Here is a 26,869-nt window from a genome sequence, read left to right on the forward strand (position 1 = left end):
TTGCACGGGGAATTTTCTACTTATGGTTTAAAGTCCAGTGGCGCATTTTTGAATGTTTCATAAATAGCCTGTGACGGCGGTTTAGGGAACTTCGTCATCCGGTTTGTCGCCGCCAGCATTTGCTGACAGAACGCCGGATCGCCGCCTTCAGATTTCACACTCAACAATGTTCCATCCTGAGCCAGGTTCACACGCAAAGTACAGGTTTTGCCCTTATAGGTATCCCAGTCATAGAGATGGCCTCTAATGGCATTCTGAACCAGTTGACTATAGTTGTTAATCTCAGCCTGAGATGCTCCACCCTGCCCCTGCTTACTTCCTTTAGCAGGAGAAGAGCCCCCAGCGCTACCGCTGGTGTTACCTTTCGGCGCATTCTTACCTGAACTCAGATCGCCGAGCAGATCGTCAACCCCGCTTGCTTCTTTAGCAGCAGCAGCTTTCTTGGCCGCGGCGGCCTTCGCGGCTGCGGCTTTGGCCGCTTTATCAGCCGCCGCTTTTTCTGCGGCGGCTGCTTTGGCGGCAGCGGCTTTTTCGGCAGCTGCGGCTTTTTCAGCAGCGGCCTTCTCGGCGGCAGCTTTTTCCGCGGCAGCTTTCTGGGCAGCGGCTTTCTCAGCGGCGGCCTTTTCTGCCGCAGCCTGTTTCGCCGCTTCCTGCTGGGCTTTCTTCTCGGCCTGCTGCTGCGCTTTCTTCTCTGCATCCTGCTGAGCTTTTTTCGCAGCTTCCGCTTCGGCTTTCTTCTGCGCATCCGCGGCGGCTTTGGCCGCTTCGGCTTCCGCCTGCTTCTTGGCGTCGGCAGCCGCTTTAGCCGCCGCCTTAGCGGCAGCCGCTTCCGCGACTTTCGCCTGAGCATCGGCCTTAGCTTTGGCATCAGCAGCGGCTTTGGCGGCAGCTTCCTGCGCCTCTTTCGCCTGGGCATCCGCTTTCGCTTTTGCCGCGGCGGCAGCCTTAGCTGCGGCCTCTTCAGCCTGTTTCTGCTGTTCTTTCGCTTCTTTCGCCGCTTCCTGCGCCTGCAGACGTTCTTGTTCCATTTGCTTCAGGCGTTCCTGCTCGGCCGCCTGTTTTTCCCGCAGCTCTTCAGCCTGCTGCTGAGCCTGCTTTTCTCGCTGCTCGGCCGCGCGACGCGCGCTGGACTGCTGCTGTTGCTGGCGGTTGTAGTTGTTGACTACCGCGCCTGGATCGACCATGACTGCATCAATGGATGAACCTCCGCCGCCGCCGGCAGAAGCATCCAGATGCTCATCGAACGAACTCCAGATCAGTAGCGCAATCAGAATGATGTGCAGCACCACTGAAACTATGATCGCTCGTTTAAGCTTATCGTTTTGTTCGGTTGCCTTTGACACTATCGGTTCCCAAAAACTGTTCGCCTGTTGCCGCTTAAAAGCAACGGCGGAATGCTATCGATATCCACCGCCGCTCGCTTTGCGGGCCGATTAAATAGGCTTGGTCATTAAGCCAACCGATTTAACCCCTGCACTATGCAACAGGTTAAGCGCTTTAATAATTTCATCGTAAGGCACATCTTTCGCGCCGCCGATAAGGAACACCGTCTTCTCATTCGCTTCGAGTCGGCGCTTCGCTTCAGCAATGACCTGCTCCGGCGGCAACTGAGACAACGTTTCCTGACCGACTTTCACGCTGTACTGCCCTACTCCGGAGACTTCAACGATAACCGGTGGTTCATCGTTGCTTTTCACCGCTTGCGATTCCGTGGCGTCCGGCAGATCGACTTCCACGCTCTGCGTAATGATCGGCGCTGTCGCCATGAAGATCAGCAACAGCACCAACAGGACATCCAGCAGCGGAACGATGTTAATCTCGGACTTCAGTTCGCGACGTCCGCGTCCACGTGCTCTGGCCATGGCTTACCCCTTATTGCTTTCGCTGCTGGTAAACGCCTGACGGTGCAAAATGGCGGTGAACTCTTCCATAAAGTTGTCGTAGTTCAGTTCAAGTTTGTTCACGCGCTGGTTCAGACGGTTGTAGGCCATAACCGCCGGGATGGCGGCGAACAGACCGATTGCCGTGGCGATCAGCGCTTCCGCGATCCCCGGCGCAACCATCTGCAGCGTCGCCTGCTTCACCGCGCCGAGGGCGATAAAGGCGTGCATGATCCCCCAGACGGTACCGAACAGGCCGATATACGGGCTGATAGAACCCACGGTGCCAAGGAACGGAATATGCGTTTCCAGCGTTTCCAGTTCGCGATTCATCGAGATACGCATCGCGCGCGACGCCCCTTCGACAATCGCTTCCGGCGCATGGCTGTTGGCGCGATGCAGACGCGCGAACTCTTTAAAGCCGCTGTAAAAAATCTGCTCGGAACCGGCGAGGCTATCGCGACGGCCCTGGCTCTCCTGGTACAGGCGAGACAGTTCAATGCCGGACCAGAACTTATCTTCAAACGCTTCGGCTTCGCGGCTGGCGGAATTGAGGATACGCGTTCTCTGAATAATAATAGCCCAGGAAGCGATAGAAAAACCAATCAAAATCAACATGATAAGTTTAACCAGAAGGCTCGCCTTCAGGAACAAATCAAGGATATTCATGTCAGTCACTGCTTAAACTCCGCGACAATAGACTTGGGAAGCGCACGAGGCTTCATTAAGAGTGGATCAACGCACACAATGAGAACTTCAGCTTCGTTCAAAACTGTATTCTCGGCGTTGACGATTCGCTGCGTGAAAACCAAAGAGGTGCCTCGCATCGAGGTAATTTCCGTCTGGATTTCGAGCATGTCGTCGAGTCTGGCGGGCGCAAAATACTCCAGCGTCATTTTGCGAACGACAAAGGCAACTCGTTCAGCCAACAGAACCTGCTGACTGAAGTGATGGTGGCGCAGCATCTCTGTGCGTGCTCTTTCATAAAAAGCGACGTAACTGGCGTGGTAAACCACACCACCGGCATCGGTATCTTCGTAGTAGACCCGGACCGGCCATCGAAACAGCGTTGTATTCACTTTACATCCCGGTAATGCAAAAAAAGAGTAGTGCTTTCAAACTTCGCTACTATACGCGCGGGAATCGTGGTTTGGAATGGGAGAAAGTAAACGGCGAGTAAATTTTTATGGGCTTATGCAAGCCCATGCGGTTAACAGACTTCTCTTATACTCTTATCTTTCAAAAGAAGAAAAAGATCAGGCCTGCGAAGAGAACGATATCAGCGATAAGCGGACAAAAAATCCCCTGCCAGTGCACGGCTTTCGGACGGAAGCCCACACCGTGAATGACGCCAGCGCACACCGCCCACATCAGCAAGAATCCATGCCAGATTTCAAGCTCGCTGGTCTTCGCCGCAAAGCGCGACGGATCCCAGAAGATGCAGCCTGCCAGCAGCAGCGCCAATAATAAGGAAAGCGCCCTTAACGGGCGCTTGTCCATTATCGCGTAAAGGGTCGCGATAATTTTCATCAATGCTCTTCTTTACCTGCTTTGGTGGCTTCTACGTGCTCAAGCGCCAGCGCGGTAATCACCCCAAAGGCACAGGCAAGCAGCGTTCCCAAAATCCATGCGAAGTACCACATATATAGCTCCTTACCTTAGTACAGCGAGTGGGTGTTCTTTTCGATGTCTTCGCGGGTAATGCGGCCAAACATCTTCCAGTAACACCAGGTGGTGTAGCCGAGGATAATCGGCACAAACACGATAGCCACGTAGGTCATCACATTCAGCGTCAGCTGGCTGGAGGTGGCATCCCACATCGTCAGGCTCGCATTCAGCATCGTGCTGGACGGCATGATGAACGGGAACATCGCGATACCCGCGGTCAGGATGATGCAGGCCAGCGTCAGCGAGGAGAACAGGAACGCCATCGCGCCTTTATCTGCTTTTGTTGACGCGACGGTCAGCAGCGGCAGCACCACGCCCAGGGCAGGAATAGCCCACAGCGCTGGCATATTGTTAAAGTTCACCATCCACGCGCCGGCTTCACGCGCCACTTCTTTGGTCAGCGGGTTAGACGGGCCGGTATGATCCAGCACCGATTTCACCACATAGCCGTCGATGCCGTAGTAGACCCAAACGCCCGCCAGCGCGAAGCAGACCAGCGTCACCAGCGCCGCCACCGTGGAGACGGTGCGGGTGCGCAGATGCAGTTCGCCTACGGTACGCATCTGCAGGTAGGTCGCGCCCTGCGTCAGGATCATCGCCACGCTGACGATACCCGCCAGCAGACCAAACGGATTCAGCAGCTGGAAGAAGTTGCCGGTGTAGTACAGACGCAGATACTCATCGATATGGAACGGTACGCCCTGCAGCAGGTTGCCGAAAGCCACGCCGATAACCAGCGGCGGCACAAAGCTCCCCACGAAGATGCCCCAGTCCCACATGTTGCGCCAGCGGGTATCTTCAATCTTGGAACGGTAGTCAAAGCCCACCGGACGGAAGAATAAAGACGCCAGCACCAGAATCATCGCCACGTAGAAACCGGAGAACGCGGCGGCGTATACCATCGGCCAGGCAGCAAACAGCGCGCCGCCGGCGGTGATGAGCCACACCTGGTTTCCGTCCCAGTGCGGGGCGATGGAGTTGATCATGATTCGACGCTCGGTGTCATTACGACCGAGGAAACGGGTGAGCATGCCCACCCCCATGTCGAAACCGTCGGCGACGGCAAAGCCAATCAGCAGAATGCCGATCAGTAGCCACCAGATTAAACGCAATACTTCATAATCGATCATTTGACGACTCCTGTCTTAGCGTGCCGACTGAATAGCCGCGGAGGACTGTTCAAAGTGATAGCGACCCGTTTTCAGGCTGCTCGGTCCTTTGCGGGCAAACTTGAACATCAGGAACAGTTCAGCCACCAGGAACAGCGTATACAGACCGCAGATCAGCAACATCGAGAAGATCAGATCGCCCGCGGTCAGCGATGAGTTCGCCACCGCTGTAGGCAGCACTTCACCAATCGCCCACGGCTGACGGCCATACTCGGCAACAAACCAGCCCGCTTCAACGGCAATCCACGGCAGCGGCAGACCGAAGAACGCGGCGCGCAGCAGCCATTTTTTCTCGCCAATGCGGTTGCGAATCACGGTCCAGAAAGAGGCGCCGATAATCAACAGCATCAGTACGCCGCACGCCACCATGATACGGAAGGCGAAGTACAGCGGCGCTACGCTCGGAATAGAGTCTTTGGTCGCTTTAGCGATCTGCTCTTCCGTGGCGTCAGCGACGTTCGGGGTATAGCGCTTGAGCAGCAGGCCATAACCGAGGTCTTTCTTAACATCATTGAACCGATCGCGTACCGCCTGATCGGTGGAGCCGGCGCGCAGCTGTTCCAGCAGCGCATAGGCTTTCATCCCGTTACGGATACGCTCTTCATGCTGCGCCATCAGATCTTTCAGACCGATAACCGGCTTATCCACCGAGCGGGTAGCGATGATACCCAGCGCGTAAGGGATCTGGATGGAGAAGTGGTTGGTTTGCGCTTCCTGATCGGGAATACCAAACAGGGTAAAGGCAGCCGGCGCCGGCTGAGTTTCCCATTCCGCTTCAATCGCCGCCAGTTTGGTTTTCTGCACGTCACCCATTTCGTAACCGGACTCATCGCCGAGGACGATAACGGAGAGGATAGCGGCCATACCAAAGCTTGCAGCAATCGCGAAGGAACGCTTAGCAAAGGCGAAATCACGGCCTTTAAGCATGTACCAGGAGCTGATGGCAAGGATGAACATCGCGCCAGTCACATAGCCGGAGGCCACGGTGTGGACGAATTTAACCTGAGCAACCGGGTTCAGGACCAGCTCGGAGAAGCTGACCATCTCCATACGCATGGTTTCAAAGTTGAAATCCGATGCGATCGGGTTCTGCATCCAGCCGTTGGCCACAAGGATCCACAGCGCGGAGAGGTTAGACCCCAGCGCGACCAGCCAGGTCACCGCCATGTGCTGAACTTTGCCCAGACGATCCCAACCGAAGAAGAACAGACCTACAAAGGTAGATTCGAGGAAGAAGGCCATCAGACCTTCAATGGCCAGCGGCGCACCGAAGATATCGCCCACATAGTGAGAATAGTAAGACCAGTTAGTCCCGAACTGGAACTCCATGGTCAAACCGGTTGCGACACCCAGAGCGAAGTTGATACCAAACAACTTGCCCCAGAACTTGGTCATATCTTTATAAATCTGTTTGCCGGAAAGGACGTAGACCGTTTCCATGATGGCCAGCAGGAACGCCATACCGAGCGTTAGCGGCACAAAAAGGAAGTGGTACATCGCGGTCAAGGCAAACTGTAAGCGCGACAGTTCGACTATATCTAACATCATGACTCCTTGCTCATCGCATGAAGACTCCGAGAACGAACCCAAAATTCAGGTTCATACGCATGCCCCAATACAAAATTATTTGCTCCCTGGTACGTTACTGCTCATCTGGCGATGAAACAGCGCCCTCGCAAAGGTTACAAATACGTTAACGAAAAAACCAAATGATTCTCTAATATATTACGCCGCAATAACCTTACAATAAATAGGATTTTATTGTTCCAGCTTTACATTTTTCGACGGTGATCAATATATAGCGAAAATGCCCTGAATAGGCCAATTTGATTTGCGACAATTTAACGTTTTTTGGGGATTTTTTCCAAGTATTAAGCATTGATATAAATCAATTTTTCCCACCCATGTTAATTATGTGGCGCAATAAAGAATAACAGTGAAATTGATGTTAAAAATGTGTTTAAAATCTGCCGCTAGCGGTTACTAAAAAGAGAGAGATGAGAATTATAGGTAATATAATTTTAACTTTGACCAATTTAAGGTAAGAAATGATGCGATCCTAATAATGTTAGACCGGTCACACTATTTTTCCCAATCGAAATGCAAAAAATAACGTCTGCGTTTTTCTGTTTATTTTCACATAAAATTAACCATCTCCCCTCCCCCGGAAAGCGGCGAGTGATTATTCCCAATAATATTCATCAAATCAATACAATAGCGTTTTTTAACGCAAGGGAGAGCCTGCGGCATGACGACAAGGCAAAAAAAAGGCCACCTGACGGTGGCCAACCATGTCGAAATCGGACATTAGTCTGCTCCTGAGGAGCAGTGAGGGTTTACTTGATGATTGCTTTCAGCGCTTCGCCGATATCCGCCAGGCTGCGAACGGTTTTCACACCGGCCGCTTCCAGCGCAGCAAATTTCTCATCAGCAGTACCTTTACCGCCCGCGATGATGGCGCCGGCGTGGCCCATACGCTTGCCTTTCGGCGCGGTAACGCCCGCGATGTAGCCGACAACCGGCTTAGTCACGTGCTCTTTAATGTAAGCTGCCGCTTCTTCTTCCGCGCTGCCGCCGATTTCACCGATCATGACGATCGCTTCGGTCTGCGGGTCTTCCTGGAACATTTTCAGGATATCGATGAAGTTGGAGCCCGGGATCGGGTCGCCGCCGATACCGACGCAGGTAGACTGGCCGAAGCCGTAGTCGGTGGTCTGCTTAACCGCTTCATAGGTCAGGGTACCGGAACGGGAAACGATGCCCACTTTACCCGGCTTGTGAATGTGACCCGGCATGATGCCGATTTTGCATTCGCCCGGAGTGATAACGCCCGGGCAGTTAGGGCCGATCATGCGAACGCCAGCTTCGTCCAGCTTCACTTTCACGGTCAGCATATCCAGGGTCGGGATACCTTCGGTGATGGTGATAATCAGCTTAATGCCCGCGTCGATAGCTTCCAGAATGGAGTCTTTGCAGAACGGCGCCGGAACGTAGATGACGGTCGCAGTCGCGCCGGTGGCTTCAACGGCTTCGCGCACGGTGTTAAATACCGGCAGGCCCAGATGAGTGGTGCCGCCTTTACCTGGCGTTACGCCGCCAACCATCTGAGTGCCGTAAGCGATCGCTTGTTCAGAGTGGAATGTACCCTGGCTACCGGTAAAGCCCTGGCAGATAACCTTGGTGTCTTTATTAATTAAAACTGACATTATTTCCCCTCCACTGCGGCAACAACCTGCTGTGCTGCGTCCGTCAGACTTTTCGCTGCAATAATATTCAGGCCGCTGTCAGCCAGTTTTTTCGCGCCCAGTTCGGCGTTGTTACCTTCGAGACGAACCACAACCGGTACGTTAACACCCACTTCTTCAACCGCGCCGATGATGCCGTCAGCGATCAGGTCGCAACGTACGATACCGCCGAAGATGTTAACCAGAACCGCTTTAACGTTGTCGTCAGAGAGGATGATTTTGAACGCTTCGGTCACGCGCTCTTTGGTTGCGCCGCCGCCAACGTCGAGGAAGTTAGCCGGTTCGCCGCCGTGCAGCTTAACGATGTCCATGGTGCCCATCGCCAGGCCTGCGCCGTTAACCATGCAACCGATGTTGCCGTCGAGGGCAACGTAGTTCAGTTCCCACTGCGCCGCCTGAGCTTCGCGCGGATCTTCCTGAGACTGGTCGCGCATTTCGCGCAGATCCGGCTGGCGGAACAGCGCGTTGCCGTCAGCGCCCAGTTTACCGTCAAGGCAGATCAGGTCGCCCTGCTTGGTGATAACCAGCGGGTTGATTTCGATAAGCGCCAGGTCGCGCTCCAGGAAGATGGTCGCCAGACCCATGAAGATCTTGGTGAACTGCTGAACCTGTTTACCTTCCAGACCCAGTTTAAACGCCAGTTCACGCCCCTGGTAAGGCATCGGGCCCGCCAGCGGATCGATAGCGATCTTGTGGATCAGGTGTGGGGTTTCTTCCGCCACTTTTTCGATTTCCACGCCGCCTTCGGTAGACGCCATGAACACCACGCGACGGGAGCTACGGTCAACAACCGCGCCCAGATACAGTTCTTTATCAATATCGGTCGCCGCTTCAACCAGAATCTGGTTTACCGGCTGGCCGTTAGCATCTGTTTGGTAAGTCACCAGGCGTTTGCCCAGCCAATGCTCAGCAAAAGCGCGAATCTCTTCTTTGCTCTTAACTACTTTCACACCGCCCGCTTTACCGCGGCCACCAGCGTGAACCTGACATTTCACTACCCACGGACCCGCGCCGATTTTTGAAGCGGCTTCTTCTGCTTCACGCGGAGTAGTACAGGCATAACCCACCGGCGCCGGTAAGCCATAGCGGGCAAAAAGTTGTTTTGCCTGATATTCATGTAAGTTCATGTGTTCAGTCCATCCTTCAGGTAATAATTATCTTTAAACCTGTAGGCCTGATAAGACGCGTAAGCGTCGCCATCAGGCATCTCATCAACGCCGGATGGCGGCGCGAACGCCTTATCCGGCCTACGGTAGGTAATACTCTTACTGACTACACGTCCAGCAGCAGACGAGTCGGATCTTCCAGCAGCTCTTTAATCGCTACCAGGAAGCCTACCGATTCACGTCCATCGATCAGACGGTGGTCGTAGGAGAGCGCCAGGTACATCATCGGCAGAATTTCTACCTTGCCATTCACCGCCATCGGACGGTCTTTAATGGCATGCATACCCAGGATGGCGCTCTGCGGTGGGTTGATGATCGGCGTGGACATCAGAGAACCGAATACGCCGCCGTTGGTAATGGTGAAGTTACCGCCGGTCAGGTCATCTACGGTCAGCTTGCCGTCACGGCCTTTCACTGCCAGCTCTTTAATATTCTTTTCGATATCCGCCATGCCCAGCAGGTCAACGTCACGCAGAACCGGAGTCACCAGGCCGCGCGGCGTAGAAACCGCCATACTTACGTCGAAGTAGTTGTGATAAACCACGTCGTCGCCATCGATGGAAGCATTCACTTCCGGGTAGCGTTTCAGCGCTTCAACCACCGCTTTCACGTAGAAGGACATGAAGCCCAGACGGATACCGTGACGTTTTTCGAACGCTTCGCCGTACTGCTTACGCAGATCCATAATCGGCTTCATGTTGACTTCGTTGAAGGTGGTCAGCATGGCGGTAGAGTTTTTCGCTTCCAGCAGACGCTCGGCAACGCGTTTACGCAGACGGGTCATCGGTACGCGTTTTTCAGAACGGTGGCCCAGTTGCGCAACCGGCGCCGCAGCAGCGGCTGGCGCTTTCGCTTCAGCTTTCGCCGGCGCGCTCGCCAGATGCTTCTCAACGTCTTCGCGGGTCAGGCGGCCGCCAACGCCGGTGCCTTTAATCGCCGCCGCGTCGAGGCTGTGTTCAGCCAACAGACGACGGATAGCCGGGCTAAGCGCGTCGTTGCTTTGCTCTTCCAGAGACGCTTGCTGACGCTGAGCCGGGGTGGACTCTTTAGTATCAGCTTTCGCATCAGCGGCTTTACCGGCGCTGTTGCCTTCACGCAGGCGGCCCAGAATCTGACGAGACAGCACGGTGGCGCCTTCGTCTTCCAGTACTGCATCCAGAATGCCGTCCGCTGATGCCGGTACTTCCAGTACCACTTTGTCAGTTTCGATTTCGACCAGAACTTCGTCGCGGACTACCGCGTCGCCCGGTTTTTTGTGCCAGGTGGCGACGGTTGCGTCAGCTACGGACTCAGGAAGGTCGGGAACCAGAATATCTACGCTACTCATTGTGTATCCTTTAATTAATCGACGTTCAGCGCGTCATTGACCAGATCTTGTTGCTGTTTCTGGTGAACGGACATATACCCTACCGCCGGAGAGGCGGAGGCCGGGCGGCCTGCATAACGCAGAGAGGCCCCAAATGGAACTACTTCACGAAGGTGGTGCTGGCTGCAGTACCATGCGCCCTGGTTGAGCGGCTCTTCCTGGCACCAGACAAAATCGTGGACGTGCGAATAAGCTTTCAGCGCTTCCTGCACCGCCTGATGCGGGAACGGATAGAGCTGTTCGATACGCACGATGGCGACATCTTTTTGCTCGTTTTTGCGGCGCTGTTCCAGCAGGTCGTAGTAAACCTTACCAGAGCACAGTACGACGCGTTTCACGGCTTGCGGATCGAGCTCGTCGATTTCGCCAATCGCCGGCATAAAGGTGCCGTTCGCCAGTTCGTCCATGCTGGAAACCGCCAGCGGGTGGCGCAGCAGAGATTTCGGCGACATGACCACCAGCGGACGGCGCATACCGCGCAGCGCCTGACGACGCAGCATGTGGTAAACCTGTGCCGGAGTGGACGGTACGCAAACCTGCATGTTCTGCTCAGCGCACAGCTGCAGATAACGTTCCAGACGCGCGGAGGAGTGCTCCGGGCCCTGCCCTTCGTAGCCGTGCGGCAGCAGCATCACCAGGCCGCACATCCGGCCCCATTTCTGCTCGCCGGAGCTGATGAACTGATCAATCACCACCTGCGCGCCGTTGGCGAAGTCGCCGAACTGCGCTTCCCAGATGGTCAGGGTGCGTGGTTCCGCGGTGGCGTAACCGTATTCGAATGCCAGTACCGCTTCTTCAGACAGCACGGAGTCCCAGACGCGGAACTGGCCCTGGCCGTTGTGTACGTTCTGCAGCGGCGTATAGGTAGAGCCGTTGCTCTGGTTATGGATAACCGCATGACGGTGGAAGAAGGTGCCGCGACCGGAGTCTTCGCCGGACAGACGTACCGGAATACCTTCGTCAACCAGGGTGGCGTACGCCAGGTTTTCCGCCGCGCCCCAGTCGAACAGCTTCTCGCCCGCCGCCATCAACTGACGGTCGCCGTAGATTTTCGCTACGCGAGACTGCATCTCAACGCTTTCCGGTACCGTGCTGATGCGTTTGGCCAGCTCTTGCAGACGTTTTGGCTCAACTTTATCCGGGTAGCTCTCGTCCCACTCATGGTTGAGGTACGGAGACCAGGTAAAGGAGTGCATGTTCATCGGACGCCATTCCGCTACCACGCAATCGCCGGCATCCAGCGCATCGCGGTAGAGGTTAACCTGTTCGGTAGCGTCTTCCAGCGTCGCGACTTTGTCCTGCTCCAGCTTGTCAGCATAGATTTTGCGCGGAGTCGGATGCTTTTTGATTTTCTGGTACATCAGCGGCTGGGTTGCGCTCGGCTCGTCGGCTTCGTTGTGGCCGTGACGGCGGTAGCACACCAGGTCAATGAAGACATCGCGTTTGAAGGTATTACGGAAATCCAGCGCCAGACGGGTAACGAAAGCGACCGCTTCCGGGTCATCCGCGTTAACGTGGAAAATCGGCGCCTGAACCATCTTACCGATATCGGTGCAGTAAGGCGTAGAACGCGCATCCAGCGGGTTGGACGTGGTGAAGCCAACCTGGTTGTTGATAACGATGCGAACGGTACCGCCCACTTCGTAACCGCGCGCTTTGGACATGTTCAGGGTTTCCTGAACCACGCCCTGGCCGGCTACCGCGGCGTCGCCGTGGATGGTGATTGGCAGAACTTTGTTGCTGCTCGGCTCGTCCAGACGATCCAGACGGGCGCGTACGGAGCCGATAACCACCGGGCTTACGATTTCCAGGTGCGACGGGTTAAACGCCAGCGCCAGGTGAACCAGGCCGCCTTCGGTTTCCATATCGGAAGAGAAGCCCATGTGGTACTTCACGTCGCCGGTGCCGAGGTGTTCTTTATGTTTGCCCGCGAATTCGTCGAACAGATCCTGCGGTTTTTTACCCAGCACGTTAACCAGTACGTTCAGACGACCACGGTGCGCCATGCCCAGCACCACTTCACGGGTGCCGCTCTTACCGGCGTGACGGATGATCTCTTTGAGCATCGGGATTAACGCATCGCCGCCTTCCAGCGAGAAGCGTTTCGCGCCCGGGAATTTGGCGCCGAGGTAGCGCTCCAGGCCTTCCGCGGCGGTCAGTTCGCTCAGGAAGCGCTTTTTCTCTTCCGCGGTGAAGCTCGCTTTACCAGCTACTGACTCAATACGCTGCTGGATCCAGCGTTTTTCTTCAGTAGAGGTGATATGCATGTATTCCGCGCCGATGGAGCCGCAGTAGGTTTGCTTAAGCGCCGCAATCAGGTCGCCCAGCTTCATCGTGTCTTTTCCGATGGCGAAAGAACCTACGTTATAGCTTTCCTGGAAATCGGCCTCGGTGAGATCGTGGTAAGCCGGATCGAGATCCGCCACTCTCTCTTGCTGCCACAGTCCCAGCGGATCGAGATTCGCCTGCTGGTGACCGCGGAAACGGTATGCGTTGATGAGCTGCAGGACTTTAACCTGCTTCACATTGGTATCAGGGTCGGATATCGAAGAAGTGTAACGTGAGACATCCTTCGCCAGTCGACGGAAATAATCACGTGTTTTCGAATGAAATTGATCCGGTTTAACTCCGGTGCCAGGTAACTGCTGGAACATCGAACGCCAGTTGGCGTCAACAGAGTCAGGATCGGTTAAGAAGTCTTCATAGAGCTGTTCTATCCAGCTCTGGTTCGAACCAGAGAGGTAAGAAGAGTCCAGCCAGGCTTTCATTGCGCCGTTCTGCATCGTGATCCCTTAAGCATTTTTATGCTTATTTCGCCGTAGAAACTACCACGCACACCGAGTGCACGTGCCGGGGTTCACTTGTTGCGGACGAGTTGTGGTTTCTATCCGCTAAGGAACCTTTAAAAACTGTCTAACTATCAGGGGCAGTTTTTAGAGGTTTCCTGCTATATCCCCGGCGGCGCTAAGGCTTGCCGGGGCTACTGCTTTGGTAGCCCGGATAAGCGCACGCGCCATCCGGGACAGACCGTGTTGCTTACGCGCTGCGCTGCAGCAGCATCGACTTAATATGGCCGATGGCGCGCGTTGGGTTCAATCCCTTAGGACAAACACTGACGCAGTTCATGATGCTGTGACAGCGGAATACGCTGAAAGCATCGCTCAGACCTTCCAGACGCTCGCTGGTTTCGGTATCGCGGCTGTCGATCAGGAAGCGATACGCGGCCAGAAGGCCTGCCGGGCCGATGAACTTGTCCGGGTTCCACCAGAACGACGGACAAGAAGTCGAACAACATGCGCACAGAATACACTCGTACAGACCATCGAGTTTCTCGCGCTGCTCAGGCATCTGCAGATGCTCGCGAGCCGGAGGATTTTGCCCATTATTCAATAAGTAAGGCTTGATCTTCTCATATTGTGCGTAGAATTGCCCCATGTCTACCACCAAATCGCGGATAACCGGCAATCCAGGCAGCGGACGGATAACAATTTTCTTACCCGGCTGATTCAGCGCGGAGATCGGCGTGATGCACGCCAGACCATTTTTACCGTTCATGTTCAGACCATCGGAACCGCACACCCCTTCACGGCAGGAGCGGCGGAACGACAGCGACGGATCTTTTTCTTTCAGCTGGATAAGCGCATCCAGCAGCATCATGTCGCGACCTTCTTCCGCGTCGAGGGTGTAATCCTGCATATGCGGAGCGTCATCAACATCCGGGTTATAGCGATAAATTGAAAACTCGAGTTTCATATTCCTGTCTCCGCATTAATAAGTACGAATCTTCGGCGGGAATGCCGGACGCAGTTTCGGTTCCATGTTGACCGCTCGACGCGTCATGGATTCCGACTCTGGCAGATACAGGGAATGGCACAGCCAGTTTTCATCATCACGTTCCGGGAAGTCGAAGCGGCTATGCGCGCCGCGGCTTTCGGTACGGAAGTTAGCGGATACCGCCGTGGAATACGCCGTTTCCATCAGGTTATCCAGCTCCAGGCACTCAACGCGCTGGGTGTTGAACTCGCTGGAAGTGTCGTCCAGGCGCGCATTTTTCAGACGCTCGCGGATCTCTTTCAGCTGTTCCAGACCTTTATGCATCGCGTCGCCTTCACGGAAGACCGAGAAGTTATGCTGCATACATTCCTGCAGCGCTTTGCGGATAGCAACCGGGTCTTCGCCGGAACGGGTGTTGTTCCAACGGTTGAGGCGATCCAGGGAAGCTTCGACATCGGACTCGCTGGCAGCACGCAGCGCGCCCTGCTCGGCGATGGACTCCTGCAGATGCAGACCCGCCGCGCGGCCGAAGACCACCAGGTCCAGCAGCGAGTTGCCGCCCAGACGGTTGGCGCCGTGTACCGATACGCAGGCGATTTCGCCAACGGCGAACAGGCCCGGAATCACCGCATCTTCGCCCTTCTCGTTCACGGTCAGCGCCTGGCCGGTCACTTTGGTCGGAATACCGCCCATCATGTAGTGGCAGGTTGGGATAACCGGAATCGGTTCTTTAACCGGGTCAACGTGGGCAAAGGTACGAGACAGTTCAAGAATGCCCGGCAGACGGGATTCCAGCACTTCTTTACCCAGGTGATCCAGTTTCAGCTTGGCGTGCGGGCCCCACGGACCATCGCAGCCGCGGCCTTCGCGGATTTCGATCATGATGGAACGCGCCACCACGTCACGACCCGCCAGGTCTTTCGCGTTCGGCGCATAACGCTCCATGAAGCGCTCGCCGTGTTTGTTCAGCAGGTAACCGCCTTCGCCGCGGCAACCTTCGGTGACCAGCACCCCTGCCCCGGCGATACCGGTCGGGTGGAACTGCCACATTTCCATATCCTGCACCGGAACGCCCGCGCGCAGAGCCATACCGACGCCGTCGCCGGTGTTGATGTGGGCGTTGGTGGTGGATTGATAAATACGGCCTGCGCCGCCGGTCGCCAGCACGGTAGCGCGGGCTTTGAAGTACACCACTTCACCGGTTTCGATGCACAGAGCGGTACAACCGACCACCGCGCCGTCCTGGTTTTTCACCAGATCGAGGGCATACCATTCGGAGAAGATAGTGGTGTGGTTTTTCAGGTTCTGTTGATACAGGGTGTGCAGCAGCGCGTGACCGGTACGGTCGGCCGCCGCCGCGGTACGTGCCGCCTGCTCGCCGCCGAAGTTTTTCGACTGGCCGCCAAACGGACGCTGATAAATACGGCCGTCATCAAGACGGGAGAACGGCAGGCCCATATGTTCCAGCTCAAGAATCGCTTCCGGGCCGGTCTTACACATATATTCGATGGCGTCCTGGTCGCCGATATAGTCCGACCCTTTCACGGTGTCGTACATGTGCCATTCCCAGTTATCTTCATGGGTATTACCGAGCGCAACGGTGATGCCACCCTGCGCGGAAACGGTATGGGAACGGGTAGGGAAAACTTTAGAGAGCAGCGCACAGGTCTGTCCGCTCTGGGAAATCTGCAGCGCCGCGCGCATACCTGCGCCGCCGGCACCAATTACAACTGCATCAAATTCTCTGACTGGCAATTTCATTACACACCCCACACCACAACAAATCCATAAAGAACGTAAGCCACCAGCGCCACAACGATAATCAGTTGCAGAACTAAGCGCACGGCCAGTGGTTTAACGTAGTCCGTCAACACCTGCCACATACCGATCCAGGCGTGAATCAGGATGGAAACGAGAGCCAGCAGGGTAAAGACTTTGGTGAACGCGGAGGAGAAGAATCCGGTCCAGATTTCCCAGGAGATCTCACCGGAGGTGGCGAAGAAGCCAACCATGTAGATGATGTAGAGGGTCAGAACGATGGCGGTAGCACGGACCAGAATAAAGTCATGTACGCCGTTGCGTCCCAGTGCTGAGGCGTTGCTTACCATACGAGGACTCCTGCGAGAAGTGAAAGCACGACAGTAATAACAAAAGAAATTTTGGCGGAGCGTGTCCCTGCTTCGAGGGTTTCTTCCAGATAGCCAAAGTCCATCAGCAGATGGCGGATACCGACAACGGCGTGATAAGCCAGCGCGGTGAGGATGCCCCACATGATGAACTTCACGAAGAAGCTATTCATGATGGAAGCGGCCGTCAGGAAGCCCTCCGGAGAGGAAAGGCTGGTGCCCAGCAACCAAAGCAGAATACCGACCGCCACAAAAGTGATCACACCGGATACGCGATGGAGAATGGACGCTATCGCCGTGATTGGGAATCGAATCGTTTGTAGATCCAGATTGACAGGTCTTTGTTTTTTCACATTTCTTACCATGAATAACGCCCACATGCTGTTCTTATTGTTTCCTTCCTCCGGTCTGCTTGCGGGTCAGACAGCGTCCTTTCTATAACCAGAAGTCATGTTAAAACCCCTTTCCAGGAGTAAAAGCGTGACCAAACAACGCTGGGTGGCTCGGGATTGCAGGGTGTTCCGGAGACCTGGCGGCAGTATAGGCCGTTCACAAAATCATTACAATTAACCTACATATAGTTTGTCGGGTTTTGTCCGGAACAGTGATCAAGGTCACGATTACAACATTATTTTAAATTTTAATCACCTGATTTGACAAATATTAAACATTATTGTTACAACCATTACTAGATTAATGCAATAATGCCCAAAAGTTATGGGGTCACTCTTTCACCTGAGAATAAGTTATGTAACAGTGTGATGGTATTGACCGATGTAATCAGGACAGTTATTAGTGGTATACAGGTTTTAATATTCGGGCTGCTAAAACGCTGATTTGCTGCCGTTTCACTCCCGGGCTGAAGACGTACCATCAAGCGCCTGCGCTCTGTACCCTGCAATTTTCGCGACACAGAGCTGTGAGCAACATAACAATCTGGTAACGTAGTCAGGTTCGGGCCGAATGCAAATCCACCACCCGGCAGTCTTAAGCAATAAAAGGCGCTAAGGAGACCATAAATGTCTGATGCTAAAGCAAAAATCACCCTGGGTGGTGACACTGCTATTGAACTTGATGTGCTAAAAGGCACGCTCGGTCAGGATGTTATTGATATTCGTAGTCTTGGTTCAAAAGGTGTCTTCACCTTCGACCCCGGTTTCACTTCAACAGCCTCGTGTGAATCTAAAATTACTTTTATCGACGGCGATGAAGGGATCCTGCTCCACCGCGGTTTCCCGATCGATCAGCTGGCTACCGAGTCAAATTATCTTGAAGTGTGCTACATCCTGTTGAACGGCGAAAAACCGACTCAACAGCAGTACGACGAATTCAAAACTACCGTTACCCGCCACACCATGATCCACGAGCAGATTACCCGTCTGTTCCACGCGTTCCGCCGCGACTCTCACCCGATGGCGGTGATGTGCGGTATTACCGGCGCGCTGGCGGCGTTCTATCACGACTCCCTGGACGTAAATAACCCACGTCACCGTGAAATCGCTGCCTATCGTCTGCTGTCTAAAATGCCGACCATGGCAGCAATGTGTTACAAATATTCTATCGGCCAGCCTTTCGTGTATCCGCGCAACGATCTCTCCTACGCGGGTAACTTCCTGAATATGATGTTCTCCACGCCGTGCGAAACCTATGAGGTTAACCCGGTACTGGAACGCGCAATGGACCGTATCCTGATCCTGCACGCTGACCACGAACAGAACGCATCAACCTCTACCGTGCGTACCGCTGGCTCTTCCGGCGCTAACCCGTTCGCCTGTATCGCTGCGGGTATCGCCTCCCTGTGGGGACCGGCGCACGGCGGCGCCAACGAAGCCGCGCTGAAAATGCTGGAAGAGATCAGCTCCGTTGAACACATTCCGGAATTCGTGCGCCGCGCGAAAGACAAGAATGACTCTTTCCGCCTGATGGGCTTCGGCCATCGCGTGTACAAGAACTACGATCCGCGCGCCACCGTAATGCGTGAAACCTGCCACGAAGTACTGAAAGAGCTGGGCACCAAGGACGATCTGCTGGAAGTGGCGATGGAACTTGAGCACATCGCGCTCAACGACCCGTACTTCATCGAGAAGAAACTGTATCCGAACGTCGATTTCTACTCCGGCATCATCCTGAAAGCGATGGGTATTCCATCCTCGATGTTTACCGTCATCTTCGCGATGGCGCGTACCGTCGGCTGGATTGCCCACTGGAACGAAATGCACAGCGACGGTATGAAAATTGCCCGTCCGCGTCAGCTGTATACCGGCTACCAGAAGCGCGATTTCAAGTCCGATCTCAAGAAGTAATTTCACCCCTTTTGGGGTTAGCAAAAAAAATCGGGGACCTTCCCCGATTTTTTTTATTTAAGCGTACAAAAAAATTTGAATCACTCAACAACTGGCGTTAGTGCTGGCAGCCAGGGCACCAGTAAAAGGGTCGCGATGACAGCATGGTTTTCTCAATGATACTGCCGCAACGTTCGCAGGCCTCACCCTCGCGATGGAAAACCTTAAAGCGGAATAGCGCGCCATGATGTTTGTTTTCATCCACCTGGCCGCGGGTGCGGTAAGAAAGGCGCGGGATATCCAGCAGCGCGTGCGCCAGCGCATCGAGCTGCGTGTCATTGAGCTCGGCGGCCTTATGCTGCCCGGTCAGCCCTACCTGCCACAGGATCTCCACCCGCAGATAGTTACCGAGCCCGGCGAGAAACGCCTGGTCCAGCAACAGGCCGGAAAACTGGCGATTGCGGAATTTCGCCGACAGCAGGCGCTCTCTGACCTGCCCGGCGGTTAACGTCATATCCAGCACATCCGGCCCGACCCGTTGTAAAAACGGATGATCGGCCAGCTGTTGCGCCGTCAGCATCTCAATCTCCGAGGCGCTATAGAGCAAAATCGCCTTGCGTGCGGTCTGCAGTCTGACGCGCAGTACGCGGTTCGATTGCGGCTCAATGCCAGCATCCACCACGCGCCAGACCCCATACAGCTGGTTATGGCTATACAGCGTCAATCCGCCGGAGAAGTGGGTTAACAGGGCCTTGCCGCGGGTGGCGATATGGGTCACCCGTTGGCCAATCAGCTGGCTTTGATAGGGTTGCAACTGTGGAAAGGCGAACCAGGCTTCGGTTAACGGTTCGCCTTTGATAGCCGCCTCCAGGTTATCCGCCGCGCGGCGGATCTCCGGGCCTTCAGGCATAGTATCGTCCTTCTGTTAGTGCGTGGCGCCGCCGCCAATTTTGACGTCGTCATCCTGTTCAAGAGCGACGGCAATCGCCGTTTCCAGCGCCGCGCGTACCGTCTCGACCGACATACTCGCCTGCCCCGGATGAGCCGCCGCCTGTTCAGGCAGATACGGAATATGGATAAAACCGCCCTTCTGCCCGGCTTTGCCCTGCAACTGATGCAGCAAGCCATACATCACGTGATTGCAGACAAAAGTGCCCGCGGTTTGCGACACCGAGGCCGGGATCCCCTGCTGGCGCAACGCGCTAACGATCGCTTTGATCGGTAGCGTACTGAAGCATGCCGCGGGGCCGTCAGCGACGATCGGCTCATCGATCGGCTGCTGGCCTTTATTGTCGGGGATCCGCGCATCATCGACGTTGATAGCCACACGTTCGACGGTAATATCGACACGGCCTCCGGCCTGCCCGACGGCAATCGTTAGCTGCGGTTGATAGGTTTCCAGCGCGGCCTTCAGCGCCGTCAGCGCCTCGCCGAACACGCAGGGTAACTGTTTAGCCACCACCTGCTGCCCGCGAATCATCACGCCATCAAGCTGCTTAACCACTTCCCATGAAGGGTTAATCGTTTCGCCGCCGAACGGCTCAAAACCGGTAATTAATACGCCAGCCATCATCCCTCCTTACAGGAACATCAGGAAATAGAGTAAGAATACGTTGACGATCAGCAGCGGGATACCGGTCGGTACCTGGGCTTTAATCACCGCGTTTTTATCCGGCAGTTCGAGCAGCGCCGCCGGCACGATATTAAAGTTCGCCGCCATCGGCGTCATCAGCGTACCGCAGTAGCCGGAAAACATACCAATCGCCGCCATCACCGCCGGATTGCCGCCGTGCTGCAGGACTAAAATCGGAATGCCAACCCCGGCGGTCACGATCGGGAAAGCGGCAAAGGCGTTGCCCATCACCATCGTCAGCACCGCCATGCCGATGGCGTACACGGCCACGGCGATAAAGCGGTTATCTACCGCCAGATAGTGCTCGGTCAGCCATGAAATGCTGGTTCCGACGCCCGCCGCGGTAAATAGCAGCCCCAGCACCGCGAGGATTTGCGGCAGGATAAAGGCCCAGCCGACGGAATCCAGCAAACGGCGCGCTTCCTGCATCGGTTGCGCCACCGTTTCATGCGTCATACGAATCGCCATCGCCAGGCCAATCAGCGTACCGACGGTCATCGAGAACAGGGTAATCAGCGTCGCGTGGTTGCCCGGCCCGAAGAGCGCCACCTGCCATGAAGGCAGATTGTTAAACAGCAGAACGCCAATAACGGTGACGACCGGAATCGCCAGCGCCGGGTAGAAAAGTTTGTTGCCGAGGCGTTTCGCGCTGGCGGTTTTCTCTTCCTGGGTACGCTGATGGTAGCTGCCGAGGCGCACGCCGCCAAAACCAGCGATTAACGCCAGTACAACCACCAAGCCGCCGACGGCGATGTTCACCGTACGCTTATCGCCCACCAGTTGATACGTCCAGTCGCCGAGCAAGAACACCAGCCCGTACAGGCCCCAGAACAGGCCGGTTGTCAGGCGCCGCGGATTGCTTTTGTCGCGCCAGGACATGATAGCCACGACCAGCAGTACCGCGCCGGCCAGCCAGTATAAATACGTTTGTTGGAAGTTCATGCCGCACCGCCTTTCGCCTGCCCGGCGTTAACGCGGTCCAACTCGCGCTGGAGATGGCGATCGAGGCGCCACAGGCGCGCGGCGTGGATCAGAAAGGCGCAGATAGCCGTCGGGATCCCCCACAGGGCAATATGCAACGGTTCCGTCTGGATCCCGCCCGACTCCAGCATAAAGTTGTGCATGAAGATGATCGCGCCAAAGGCGACAAAAATATCTTCACCGAAGAACAGGCCAACGTTGTCGGTCGCCGCCGACATCGCACGCAGGCGGTAGCGCACATGACCCGGCAGCGGGCCAAAGCGCTTTTCCGCCGCCCCCTCCGCCATCGGCGCCAGCAGCGGGCGCACCATTTGCGGATGTCCGCCGAGGCTGGTCAAGCCCAGGGCGGCGGTGGCTTCGCGCACAAACAGATAGACGATCAGCAGACGTCCGGCGGTCGCGCTATGGATCTTCGCGATCCACGCCTGCGCCCGCTCTTTCAGACCATGGCGCTCCAGCAGCCCGATCACCGCCAGCGGCAACAGCAGAATAAACGGCAGATTACGGGTATTAAGGAAGCCCTCGCCCAGTTTCTCCAGAATAGTGGCTATTGGCATATGCGCCGCCACGCCGGTGACGATCCCGGAGATAATCACCACCAGCACCGGGTTAAAGCGTAATACAAAACCGACCACAATCACGGCAATGCCGATCAGCGGCCAGAGGGATATCGCCTCTTGCATAATAACGTCCTGTTCAGTTGTGAGTGTTGTTAGTTATTTGATTTAATTATTATTAAAATACTAAGGCGGACGATTAATCGATGTCCGCGCTGACGTCGATATTGCGCCCTGCGAAAGCAGCGCGCAAGCGTCGGGCGAAATCGAGCGCATGAGCGCCATCGCCATGCAGGCAGACCGTTTCCGCCTTCACATGCGCCCATTCGCCGCTCAGGCTGCGCACCCGGTTGTGCTGCACCATTTCCAGCGTTTGCGCCAGCGCCTGCTCTTCGCTCTCAATCAGCGCGCCCGGCTGGCTGCGCGGCACCAGGCTACCGTCAGCGAGATAACCGCGATCGGCGAAGACTTCCTGACGCGTCGTCAGCTGATAATGCTGTCCGGCGCGAATAAGCTCGCTCCCCGCCAGCCCGACCAGCACCAACCCGGCGTCGGCATCGCGCACCGCACGGGCGATGGCATCGGCCAGCGGTGGCTCTTTCGCCGCCTGGTTGTACAACATGCCATGCGGTTTGACGTGCCGCAGCTCGCCGCCCTGGGCATGCACAATCGCCGCCAGCGCGCCAATTTGGTACAGCACCTGGGCGTAGACCGTTTCTGGCGGTAACTGCATTGCGGTTCGACCGAAATTTTCCCGGTCCGGGAAGCTCGGGTGTGCGCCAATAGCGACGCCGTTTTTCAGCGCCTCGCGCACGCACTGCTGCATAAGCAGCGCATCGCCGGCGTGAAAGCCGCAGGCGATATTGGCGGAAGAGACCAGCTGCAGCAGCGCGCTATCGCTGGCGCAGCCTTCACCGAGGTCGGCATTTAAATCAATTTTCATCGCTCAATCTCCAGGCCAGTTGTTCAAGGTAACGCTGCTGGTCGGCGCGCGCTTTCAGCGCTTCTTCCAGCGAACAGGGGACGAAATGGATCGGCTGACCCAGCGGAATTTGCGCCAGTTGGTACATATCGGCTTCAATAATGCAGGCTATACGCGGATAGCCGCCGGTGGTCTGCGCATCGTTCATCAATACGATCGGCTGGCCGTTATGCGGCACCTGTACCACCCCAGGCAGTAGGCCATGGGAGAGCATTTCACGGTCGGTTGTGCGCTTGAGCGGCTGACCCTGCAGGCGGTAGCCCATACGGTTGCTCTGCGGGCTAAGCCGCCACGGCGAACGCCAGAACGACTCCTGCGACACGCTGTCGAATTCGTGATACTCCGGCCCCGGCAGCGCACGAATGATATTACCGGTCGGTAGCTGTTTAACGCCGCACGAGACGCTAAAGCGGCGGGAGGATTTCCCAATCTTCAATTGATCGCCATCCTGCAATCGGCGCCCTTCGATTCCGCCGATGCCAACTTTCAGATCGGTAGAGCGGGAACCTAAAACTTCAGGTACGTCGATGCCGCCCGCCACCGCCAGGTAGCTGCGGATCCCATGCTGAGGATTTTTCAGCACCAGCCGCTGTCCGGCCTTTGCTTCCATTCGCCAGCCCAGCCAGACCGGCGCGCCGTCGAGCGTCGCTTCACAGGCGGCGCCGGTCAACGCGAACCAGCAGTGGCGGGTAAACTGCACATCGATCTGACCCAGCGTAATTTCCAGCGCCGCCGCCTCCGGCGCATTGCCTACCAGCAGATTGGCAATGGTCATCGCCGGTTTATCCAGCGCGCCGCAGCGGCTAATCCCCCACTGCCGCTGGCCTTCCCGGCCGCCATCCTGTACCGAGGTGTACATGCCGGCGCGGATAAATTTCAACATACCCCCTCCTTCTGCGGCACAAAGCGTACGCGATCGCCAGAACGTAGTAGCACCGGTTCTTCACGCTTTGGATCGAATAATGCCAGCGGCGTGCGCCCCAGCAGCTGCCAGCCGCCCGGCGTCGCCAGCGGATAAATACCGGTTTGCGATCCGCCGATACCGACGGATCCCGCCGGTACCAGTACGCGCGGCTCGGCGCGACGCGGCATGGCCAACTGCTCCGGCAGGCCGCCAAAGTACGGAAATCCCGGCTGGAACCCCAGAAACCACACCACATACTCCACCGAAGAGTGCAGTTCGACCACCTGTTTTTCGCTCAACCCGCTATGGCGCGCGACGTCGCCAAGATCTGGCCCCGCTTCACCGCCATAGATAACCGGGATACTTATCTCACGGGATTCCGGCTCCAACGTATCGCTCTCTTCCCACCAGCACTGCAGCTTGTCAATCGCCTCCCACGCCATCTCCTGCGGACGACGCAGCACAACGGTGATGTTGTTCATCCCCGGGATCACTTCAATCACCTCTTCGCGATCGGTTAACCGCTGCGTCAGGCCCCAGATACGTTTTTGGCTCTCCAGGGTCACCGGAGGCTCAAGCTCCAGGACCACCGCCGTTTCACCTAATAGATAACAACGCGCTCGCTGCACTTTTTTCTCTCTCATCAGGCCGGGTTAGGGATATCAATGAAGGTGACGTCCAGGTCGGTATTTTCCGTCAACCACTCGCTCAGGGCGCGAATACCGCCACGCTCGGTGGCATGATGGCCGGCGGCATAAAAATGCAACCCCTGCTCACGAGCGGAATGGATGGTCTGCTCAGACACTTCACCGGTAATAAAGGCATCGACGCCAAAGCGGGCCGCGCTATCGATAAAGCTCTGGCCGCCGCCGGTACACCAGGCGACGCGGGTAACTTTGTCCGGCCCGGTATCGCCGCACCACAGCGGTTTACGCCCTAATCGCGCTTCAATCCACGATGCCAGTTCCAGCCCGGATACCGGCATAGACAGCTCGCCCCAGGGCACCAATGGTTCGATTTCCCCCATCACATTGATCCCCAGCAGCTGCGCCAGTTGGGCGTTATTGCCCAGCTCCGGATGCGCATCCAGCGGTAAATGCCAGCCATAAAGATTGATATCGTTGGCCAACAGCGTTTTCAGGCGATTGCGCTTCATGCCGCGGATCACCGGCGATTCGCCTTTCCAGAAGTAACCGTGATGCACAATCACCGCATCCGCCTGCAGACGCACGGCTTCATCGAGCAGCGCCTGGCTGGCGGTGACGCCGGTGACGATTTTCCGCACCGTCTCCCGCCCTTCCACCTGCAGGCCATTCGGGGCGTAATCACTGATGGCCGCGCTATTCAGTTTTTCGTTAATTAATTGTTCCAGTTCGCTATTTTTCATTGCCGCTCCATCAGAAAATCTGTTTGTACAAACCTATAACATAACCACATCCGCCCGAGTCGTCGATAGCGACGCCAAAGGGTCCATTTCAGCCATTCGCATAATCGCCCAAATTGCCTCTTCCCCTCACCGCGCATTAGTGTATATTTATGCACTTATAAAGCATATTAAATAACCAGAAAGCCATTTAGGCCATGAATAACACCAGACAAACGCTATTCATGCAGAAAGATCGACTTTCGTTTTACGGCCAGGAAATGAACGTTACATGAACAGACAAACTTCACAGCCACGGGCGATTTACTACGTCGTTGCGCTGCAAATTTGGGAATACTTCAGTTTTTACGGCATGCGGGCGCTGTTAATCCTGTACCTCACCAACCAGCTCAAGTACGACGATAATCACGCCTATACCCTGTTTAGCGCCTACTGCTCCCTGGTCTATGTCACCCCTATTCTCGGCGGCTTCCTCGCCGACAAACTGCTCGGCAACCGCATGGCGGTGATGCTCGGCGCGCTACTCATGGCTATCGGCCATCTGGTGCTCGGCGCCAGCGAAGTCGCCCCCACCTTCCTCTATTTATCGCTGGCGATTATCGTTTGCGGTTACGGGCTGTTTAAATCCAACGTCAGCTGCCTGCTTGGCGAACTGTATGAGCCGACCGATCCGCGCCGCGATGGCGGCTTCTCGCTGATGTACGCCGCGGGAAATATTGGTTCGATCATCGCGCCTATCGCCTGCGGCTACGTGCAGGAAGAGTACAGCTGGGCGATGGGCTTTGCGCTGGCGGCAGTCGGTATGATTGCCGGTCTGGTGATCTTCCTCTGCGGCGGTCGCCACTTCCGCCATACCACCGGCGTTAACCGCGAGGCGCTGCGCGCGCGGACCTTCCTCCTGCCGAACTGGGGCTGGCTGCTGGTATTGCTGGTGGCGACGCCGCTGTTGATTACCGTGCTGTTCTGGCAGGAGTGGTCGGTGTATGCGCTGATCGTCGCGACGGTGATTGGCCTGGCGGTACTGGCGCGTATTTACCTGCGCGCGGAGAACGACAAACAGCGTAAAGAGCTGCGTCTGATTATCGTCCTCACCGGTTTTAGCCTGCTGTTCTGGGCCTTTGCCCAGCAGGGCGGCAGCTCCATCAGCCTCTATATCGACCGTTTCGTGAACCGCCACGTCATGAGCTATGAAGTACCAACCGCGATGTTCCAGTCGGTTAACGCCTTCGCGGTAATGCTCTGCGGTATGGTGCTGGCATGGCTGGTCAAAGAAAACATCAAGGGCAACCGTACCGTGCGTATCTGGGGGAAATTCGCCCTCGGTCTCGGGCTAATGAGCGCCGGGTTCTGCATTCTGACCTTAAGCGCCCGCTGGTCGGCCGCGTATGGCCACTCCTCCATGCCGCTAATGGTTCTAGGGCTGGCGGTGATGGGTTTCGCCGAACTGTTTATCGACCCGGTAGCGATGTCGCAAATCACCCGGATCGAAATCCCCGGCGTCACCGGAGTGCTGACCGGTATCTATATGCTGCTTTCCGGGGCGATCGCCAACTATCTGGCCGGCGTCATCGCCGACCAGACATCGCAGGCGTCGTTTGATGCCGCGGGCGCGGTTAACTATTCGATTGAAGCCTACATCGACGTCTTCAGCCAGATCACCTGGGGCGCGCTGGCCTGCGTCGGCCTGGTGCTGGTCATCTGGCTGTATCACTCCGTGAAGGTCAAAACCCGCCAACTGGCGGTAGAATAAAA

Annotated in this window: 27 protein-coding genes; 3 read left to right on the plus strand and 24 right to left on the minus strand. The window is 56.1% G+C overall.

Annotation, left to right across the window (positions count from 1 at the left end; translation table 11 throughout):
• Positions 1-20: 20 nt before the first annotated feature.
• From tolA to sdhC, 16 genes are all read right to left on the minus strand, one after another.
• A complete protein-coding gene (tolA, locus tag PGR10_RS15540; RefSeq protein ID WP_396279828.1) occupies positions 21-1,343 on the minus strand; it encodes a cell envelope integrity protein TolA in 1,323 nt (440 codons plus the stop codon).
• A 90-nt stretch (positions 1,344-1,433) separates the two neighbouring features.
• Positions 1,434-1,862: a colicin uptake protein TolR gene (tolR, locus tag PGR10_RS15545; RefSeq protein WP_015367661.1), complete on the minus strand. Its 429-nt coding sequence runs from the start codon at positions 1,860-1,862 to the stop codon at positions 1,434-1,436.
• A gap of 3 nt (positions 1,863-1,865) precedes the next feature.
• Positions 1,866-2,558 carry a Tol-Pal system protein TolQ gene (tolQ, locus tag PGR10_RS15550; RefSeq protein WP_015704769.1) on the minus strand — a complete coding sequence of 231 codons (693 nt, stop codon included), beginning with the start codon at positions 2,556-2,558 and terminating at the stop codon, positions 1,866-1,868.
• Complete coding sequence (gene ybgC, locus PGR10_RS15555; RefSeq protein WP_004859689.1) at positions 2,555-2,959, minus strand: tol-pal system-associated acyl-CoA thioesterase; 405 nt, start codon at positions 2,957-2,959, stop codon at positions 2,555-2,557. The genes tolQ and ybgC overlap by 4 nt, the downstream gene beginning before the upstream one ends.
• Positions 2,960-3,119: 160 nt before the next feature.
• A complete protein-coding gene (ybgE, locus tag PGR10_RS15560) occupies positions 3,120-3,410 on the minus strand; it encodes a cyd operon protein YbgE (protein ID WP_087860209.1) in 291 nt (96 codons plus the stop codon).
• Positions 3,410-3,523, minus strand: a complete 114-nt coding sequence (cydX, locus tag PGR10_RS15565) for a cytochrome bd-I oxidase subunit CydX (RefSeq protein ID WP_004100325.1) — start codon at positions 3,521-3,523, stop codon at positions 3,410-3,412. Before cydX ends, ybgE begins: the two co-directional genes overlap by 1 nt.
• A 15-nt stretch (positions 3,524-3,538) precedes the next feature.
• Positions 3,539-4,678: a cytochrome d ubiquinol oxidase subunit II gene (gene cydB / locus PGR10_RS15570; protein ID WP_015367665.1), complete on the minus strand. Its 1,140-nt coding sequence runs from the start codon at positions 4,676-4,678 to the stop codon at positions 3,539-3,541.
• Positions 4,679-4,693: 15 nt separating this feature from the next.
• Positions 4,694-6,262: a cytochrome ubiquinol oxidase subunit I gene (cydA, locus tag PGR10_RS15575; protein ID WP_015367666.1), complete on the minus strand. Its 1,569-nt coding sequence runs from the start codon at positions 6,260-6,262 to the stop codon at positions 4,694-4,696.
• A gap of 791 nt (positions 6,263-7,053) precedes the next feature.
• The gene (gene sucD / locus PGR10_RS15580; protein ID WP_015367669.1) at positions 7,054-7,923 is read right to left on the minus strand and encodes a succinate--CoA ligase subunit alpha; all 870 of its coding nucleotides are present in this window, start codon (positions 7,921-7,923) and stop codon (positions 7,054-7,056) included.
• The gene (gene sucC / locus PGR10_RS15585) at positions 7,923-9,089 is read right to left on the minus strand and encodes an ADP-forming succinate--CoA ligase subunit beta (protein WP_015367670.1); all 1,167 of its coding nucleotides are present in this window, start codon (positions 9,087-9,089) and stop codon (positions 7,923-7,925) included. Before sucC ends, sucD begins: the two co-directional genes overlap by 1 nt.
• Positions 9,090-9,234: 145 nt before the next feature.
• On the minus strand, positions 9,235-10,455 hold the full coding sequence (odhB, locus tag PGR10_RS15590; protein WP_020079338.1) for a 2-oxoglutarate dehydrogenase complex dihydrolipoyllysine-residue succinyltransferase: 1,221 nt from the start codon (positions 10,453-10,455) through the stop codon (positions 9,235-9,237).
• Between the two features lie 14 nt (positions 10,456-10,469).
• Entirely contained in the window at positions 10,470-13,277 is a 2,808-nt protein-coding gene (gene sucA, locus PGR10_RS15595) for a 2-oxoglutarate dehydrogenase E1 component (RefSeq protein ID WP_430923743.1), read from the minus strand.
• Positions 13,278-13,530: 253 nt separating this feature from the next.
• On the minus strand, positions 13,531-14,247 hold the full coding sequence (sdhB, locus tag PGR10_RS15600; protein ID WP_020079339.1) for a succinate dehydrogenase iron-sulfur subunit SdhB: 717 nt from the start codon (positions 14,245-14,247) through the stop codon (positions 13,531-13,533).
• A 15-nt stretch (positions 14,248-14,262) separates the two neighbouring features.
• A complete protein-coding gene (gene sdhA, locus PGR10_RS15605) occupies positions 14,263-16,029 on the minus strand; it encodes a succinate dehydrogenase flavoprotein subunit (RefSeq protein WP_430923744.1) in 1,767 nt (588 codons plus the stop codon).
• Complete coding sequence (gene sdhD, locus PGR10_RS15610) at positions 16,029-16,376, minus strand: succinate dehydrogenase membrane anchor subunit (protein WP_015367674.1); 348 nt, start codon at positions 16,374-16,376, stop codon at positions 16,029-16,031. The genes sdhA and sdhD overlap by 1 nt, the downstream gene beginning before the upstream one ends.
• Positions 16,370-16,774 carry a succinate dehydrogenase cytochrome b556 subunit gene (gene sdhC, locus PGR10_RS15615; RefSeq protein WP_020079340.1) on the minus strand — a complete coding sequence of 135 codons (405 nt, stop codon included), beginning with the start codon at positions 16,772-16,774 and terminating at the stop codon, positions 16,370-16,372. The genes sdhD and sdhC overlap by 7 nt, the downstream gene beginning before the upstream one ends.
• 324 nt (positions 16,775-17,098) lie before the next feature.
• Between sdhC and PGR10_RS15620 the strand changes: the two genes are divergently transcribed.
• Both PGR10_RS15620 and gltA read left to right on the plus strand, forming a co-directional pair.
• Positions 17,099-17,230 (plus strand): hypothetical protein, encoded by a 132-nt coding sequence (locus tag PGR10_RS15620; protein ID WP_418268990.1) that lies wholly within the window; start codon positions 17,099-17,101, stop codon positions 17,228-17,230.
• A 183-nt stretch (positions 17,231-17,413) separates the two neighbouring features.
• Positions 17,414-18,697, plus strand: a complete 1,284-nt coding sequence (gltA, locus tag PGR10_RS15625) for a citrate synthase (protein ID WP_015367676.1) — start codon at positions 17,414-17,416, stop codon at positions 18,695-18,697.
• A gap of 97 nt (positions 18,698-18,794) precedes the next feature.
• Here the strand turns inward: gltA and nei are convergent, their stop codons facing one another.
• From nei to ybgI, 8 genes are all read right to left on the minus strand, one after another.
• Positions 18,795-19,586, minus strand: coding sequence for an endonuclease VIII (gene nei, locus PGR10_RS15630; RefSeq protein ID WP_430923745.1), 792 nt, complete (start codon positions 19,584-19,586; stop codon positions 18,795-18,797).
• Positions 19,587-19,601: 15 nt separating this feature from the next.
• Entirely contained in the window at positions 19,602-20,246 is a 645-nt protein-coding gene (gene pcp, locus PGR10_RS15635) for a pyroglutamyl-peptidase I (RefSeq protein ID WP_430923746.1), read from the minus strand.
• Positions 20,247-20,255: 9 nt separating this feature from the next.
• Positions 20,256-21,251 carry a DUF979 domain-containing protein gene (locus PGR10_RS15640; RefSeq protein ID WP_430923747.1) on the minus strand — a complete coding sequence of 332 codons (996 nt, stop codon included), beginning with the start codon at positions 21,249-21,251 and terminating at the stop codon, positions 20,256-20,258.
• A complete protein-coding gene (locus tag PGR10_RS15645) occupies positions 21,248-21,973 on the minus strand; it encodes a DUF969 domain-containing protein (protein ID WP_015704763.1) in 726 nt (241 codons plus the stop codon). Before PGR10_RS15645 ends, PGR10_RS15640 begins: the two co-directional genes overlap by 4 nt.
• A gap of 73 nt (positions 21,974-22,046) precedes the next feature.
• Positions 22,047-22,790, minus strand: a complete 744-nt coding sequence (gene pxpA / locus PGR10_RS15650) for a 5-oxoprolinase subunit PxpA (RefSeq protein ID WP_087860213.1) — start codon at positions 22,788-22,790, stop codon at positions 22,047-22,049.
• A complete protein-coding gene (gene pxpC / locus PGR10_RS15655; RefSeq protein ID WP_430923748.1) occupies positions 22,780-23,712 on the minus strand; it encodes a 5-oxoprolinase subunit PxpC in 933 nt (310 codons plus the stop codon). Before pxpC ends, pxpA begins: the two co-directional genes overlap by 11 nt.
• Positions 23,706-24,362 carry a 5-oxoprolinase subunit PxpB gene (gene pxpB, locus PGR10_RS15660; protein WP_430923860.1) on the minus strand — a complete coding sequence of 219 codons (657 nt, stop codon included), beginning with the start codon at positions 24,360-24,362 and terminating at the stop codon, positions 23,706-23,708. The genes pxpC and pxpB overlap by 7 nt, the downstream gene beginning before the upstream one ends.
• A 14-nt stretch (positions 24,363-24,376) precedes the next feature.
• Positions 24,377-25,120, minus strand: coding sequence for a radiation resistance protein YbgI (gene ybgI, locus PGR10_RS15665; RefSeq protein WP_032707631.1), 744 nt, complete (start codon positions 25,118-25,120; stop codon positions 24,377-24,379).
• A gap of 268 nt (positions 25,121-25,388) precedes the next feature.
• Between ybgI and dtpD the strand changes: the two genes are divergently transcribed.
• Positions 25,389-26,867 carry a dipeptide permease DtpD gene (gene dtpD / locus PGR10_RS15670; RefSeq protein ID WP_087860216.1) on the plus strand — a complete coding sequence of 493 codons (1,479 nt, stop codon included), beginning with the start codon at positions 25,389-25,391 and terminating at the stop codon, positions 26,865-26,867.
• Positions 26,868-26,869 lie beyond the last annotated feature (2 nt).

Source organism: Klebsiella sp. 141198 (assembly GCF_050600785.1).
GTDB classification, from domain to species: Bacteria; Pseudomonadota; Gammaproteobacteria; order Enterobacterales; family Enterobacteriaceae; genus Klebsiella; species Klebsiella aerogenes.

Excerpts from the sequence above, each read along its gene's own strand:
- tolR (WP_015367661.1), bottom strand. The coding sequence starts at position 1,862 with ATGGCCAGAGCACGTGGACGCGGACGTCGCGAACTGAAGTCCGAGATT.
- ybgE (WP_087860209.1), bottom strand. The coding sequence starts at position 3,410 with ATGAAAATTATCGCGACCCTTTACGCGATAATGGACAAGCGCCCGTTA.
- cydX (WP_004100325.1), bottom strand. The coding sequence starts at position 3,523 with ATGTGGTACTTCGCATGGATTTTGGGAACGCTGCTTGCCTGTGCCTTT.
- cydB (WP_015367665.1), bottom strand. The coding sequence starts at position 4,678 with ATGATCGATTATGAAGTATTGCGTTTAATCTGGTGGCTACTGATCGGC.
- cydA (WP_015367666.1), bottom strand. The coding sequence starts at position 6,262 with ATGTTAGATATAGTCGAACTGTCGCGCTTACAGTTTGCCTTGACCGCG.
- sucD (WP_015367669.1), bottom strand. The coding sequence starts at position 7,923 with ATGTCAGTTTTAATTAATAAAGACACCAAGGTTATCTGCCAGGGCTTT.
- sucC (WP_015367670.1), bottom strand. The coding sequence starts at position 9,089 with ATGAACTTACATGAATATCAGGCAAAACAACTTTTTGCCCGCTATGGC.
- odhB (WP_020079338.1), bottom strand. The coding sequence starts at position 10,455 with ATGAGTAGCGTAGATATTCTGGTTCCCGACCTTCCTGAGTCCGTAGCT.
- sucA (WP_430923743.1), bottom strand. The coding sequence starts at position 13,277 with ATGCAGAACGGCGCAATGAAAGCCTGGCTGGACTCTTCTTACCTCTCT.
- sdhB (WP_020079339.1), bottom strand. The coding sequence starts at position 14,247 with ATGAAACTCGAGTTTTCAATTTATCGCTATAACCCGGATGTTGATGAC.
- sdhA (WP_430923744.1), bottom strand. The coding sequence starts at position 16,029 with ATGAAATTGCCAGTCAGAGAATTTGATGCAGTTGTAATTGGTGCCGGC.
- sdhD (WP_015367674.1), bottom strand. The coding sequence starts at position 16,376 with ATGGTAAGCAACGCCTCAGCACTGGGACGCAACGGCGTACATGACTTT.
- sdhC (WP_020079340.1), bottom strand. The coding sequence starts at position 16,774 with ATGTGGGCGTTATTCATGGTAAGAAATGTGAAAAAACAAAGACCTGTC.
- PGR10_RS15620 (WP_418268990.1), top strand. The coding sequence starts at position 17,099 with ATGCCCAAAAGTTATGGGGTCACTCTTTCACCTGAGAATAAGTTATGT.
- gltA (WP_015367676.1), top strand. The coding sequence starts at position 17,414 with ATGTCTGATGCTAAAGCAAAAATCACCCTGGGTGGTGACACTGCTATT.
- nei (WP_430923745.1), bottom strand. The coding sequence starts at position 19,586 with ATGCCTGAAGGCCCGGAGATCCGCCGCGCGGCGGATAACCTGGAGGCG.
- pcp (WP_430923746.1), bottom strand. The coding sequence starts at position 20,246 with ATGGCTGGCGTATTAATTACCGGTTTTGAGCCGTTCGGCGGCGAAACG.
- PGR10_RS15640 (WP_430923747.1), bottom strand. The coding sequence starts at position 21,251 with ATGAACTTCCAACAAACGTATTTATACTGGCTGGCCGGCGCGGTACTG.
- PGR10_RS15645 (WP_015704763.1), bottom strand. The coding sequence starts at position 21,973 with ATGCAAGAGGCGATATCCCTCTGGCCGCTGATCGGCATTGCCGTGATT.
- pxpA (WP_087860213.1), bottom strand. The coding sequence starts at position 22,790 with ATGAAAATTGATTTAAATGCCGACCTCGGTGAAGGCTGCGCCAGCGAT.
- pxpC (WP_430923748.1), bottom strand. The coding sequence starts at position 23,712 with ATGTTGAAATTTATCCGCGCCGGCATGTACACCTCGGTACAGGATGGC.
- ybgI (WP_032707631.1), bottom strand. The coding sequence starts at position 25,120 with ATGAAAAATAGCGAACTGGAACAATTAATTAACGAAAAACTGAATAGC.
- dtpD (WP_087860216.1), top strand. The coding sequence starts at position 25,389 with ATGAACAGACAAACTTCACAGCCACGGGCGATTTACTACGTCGTTGCG.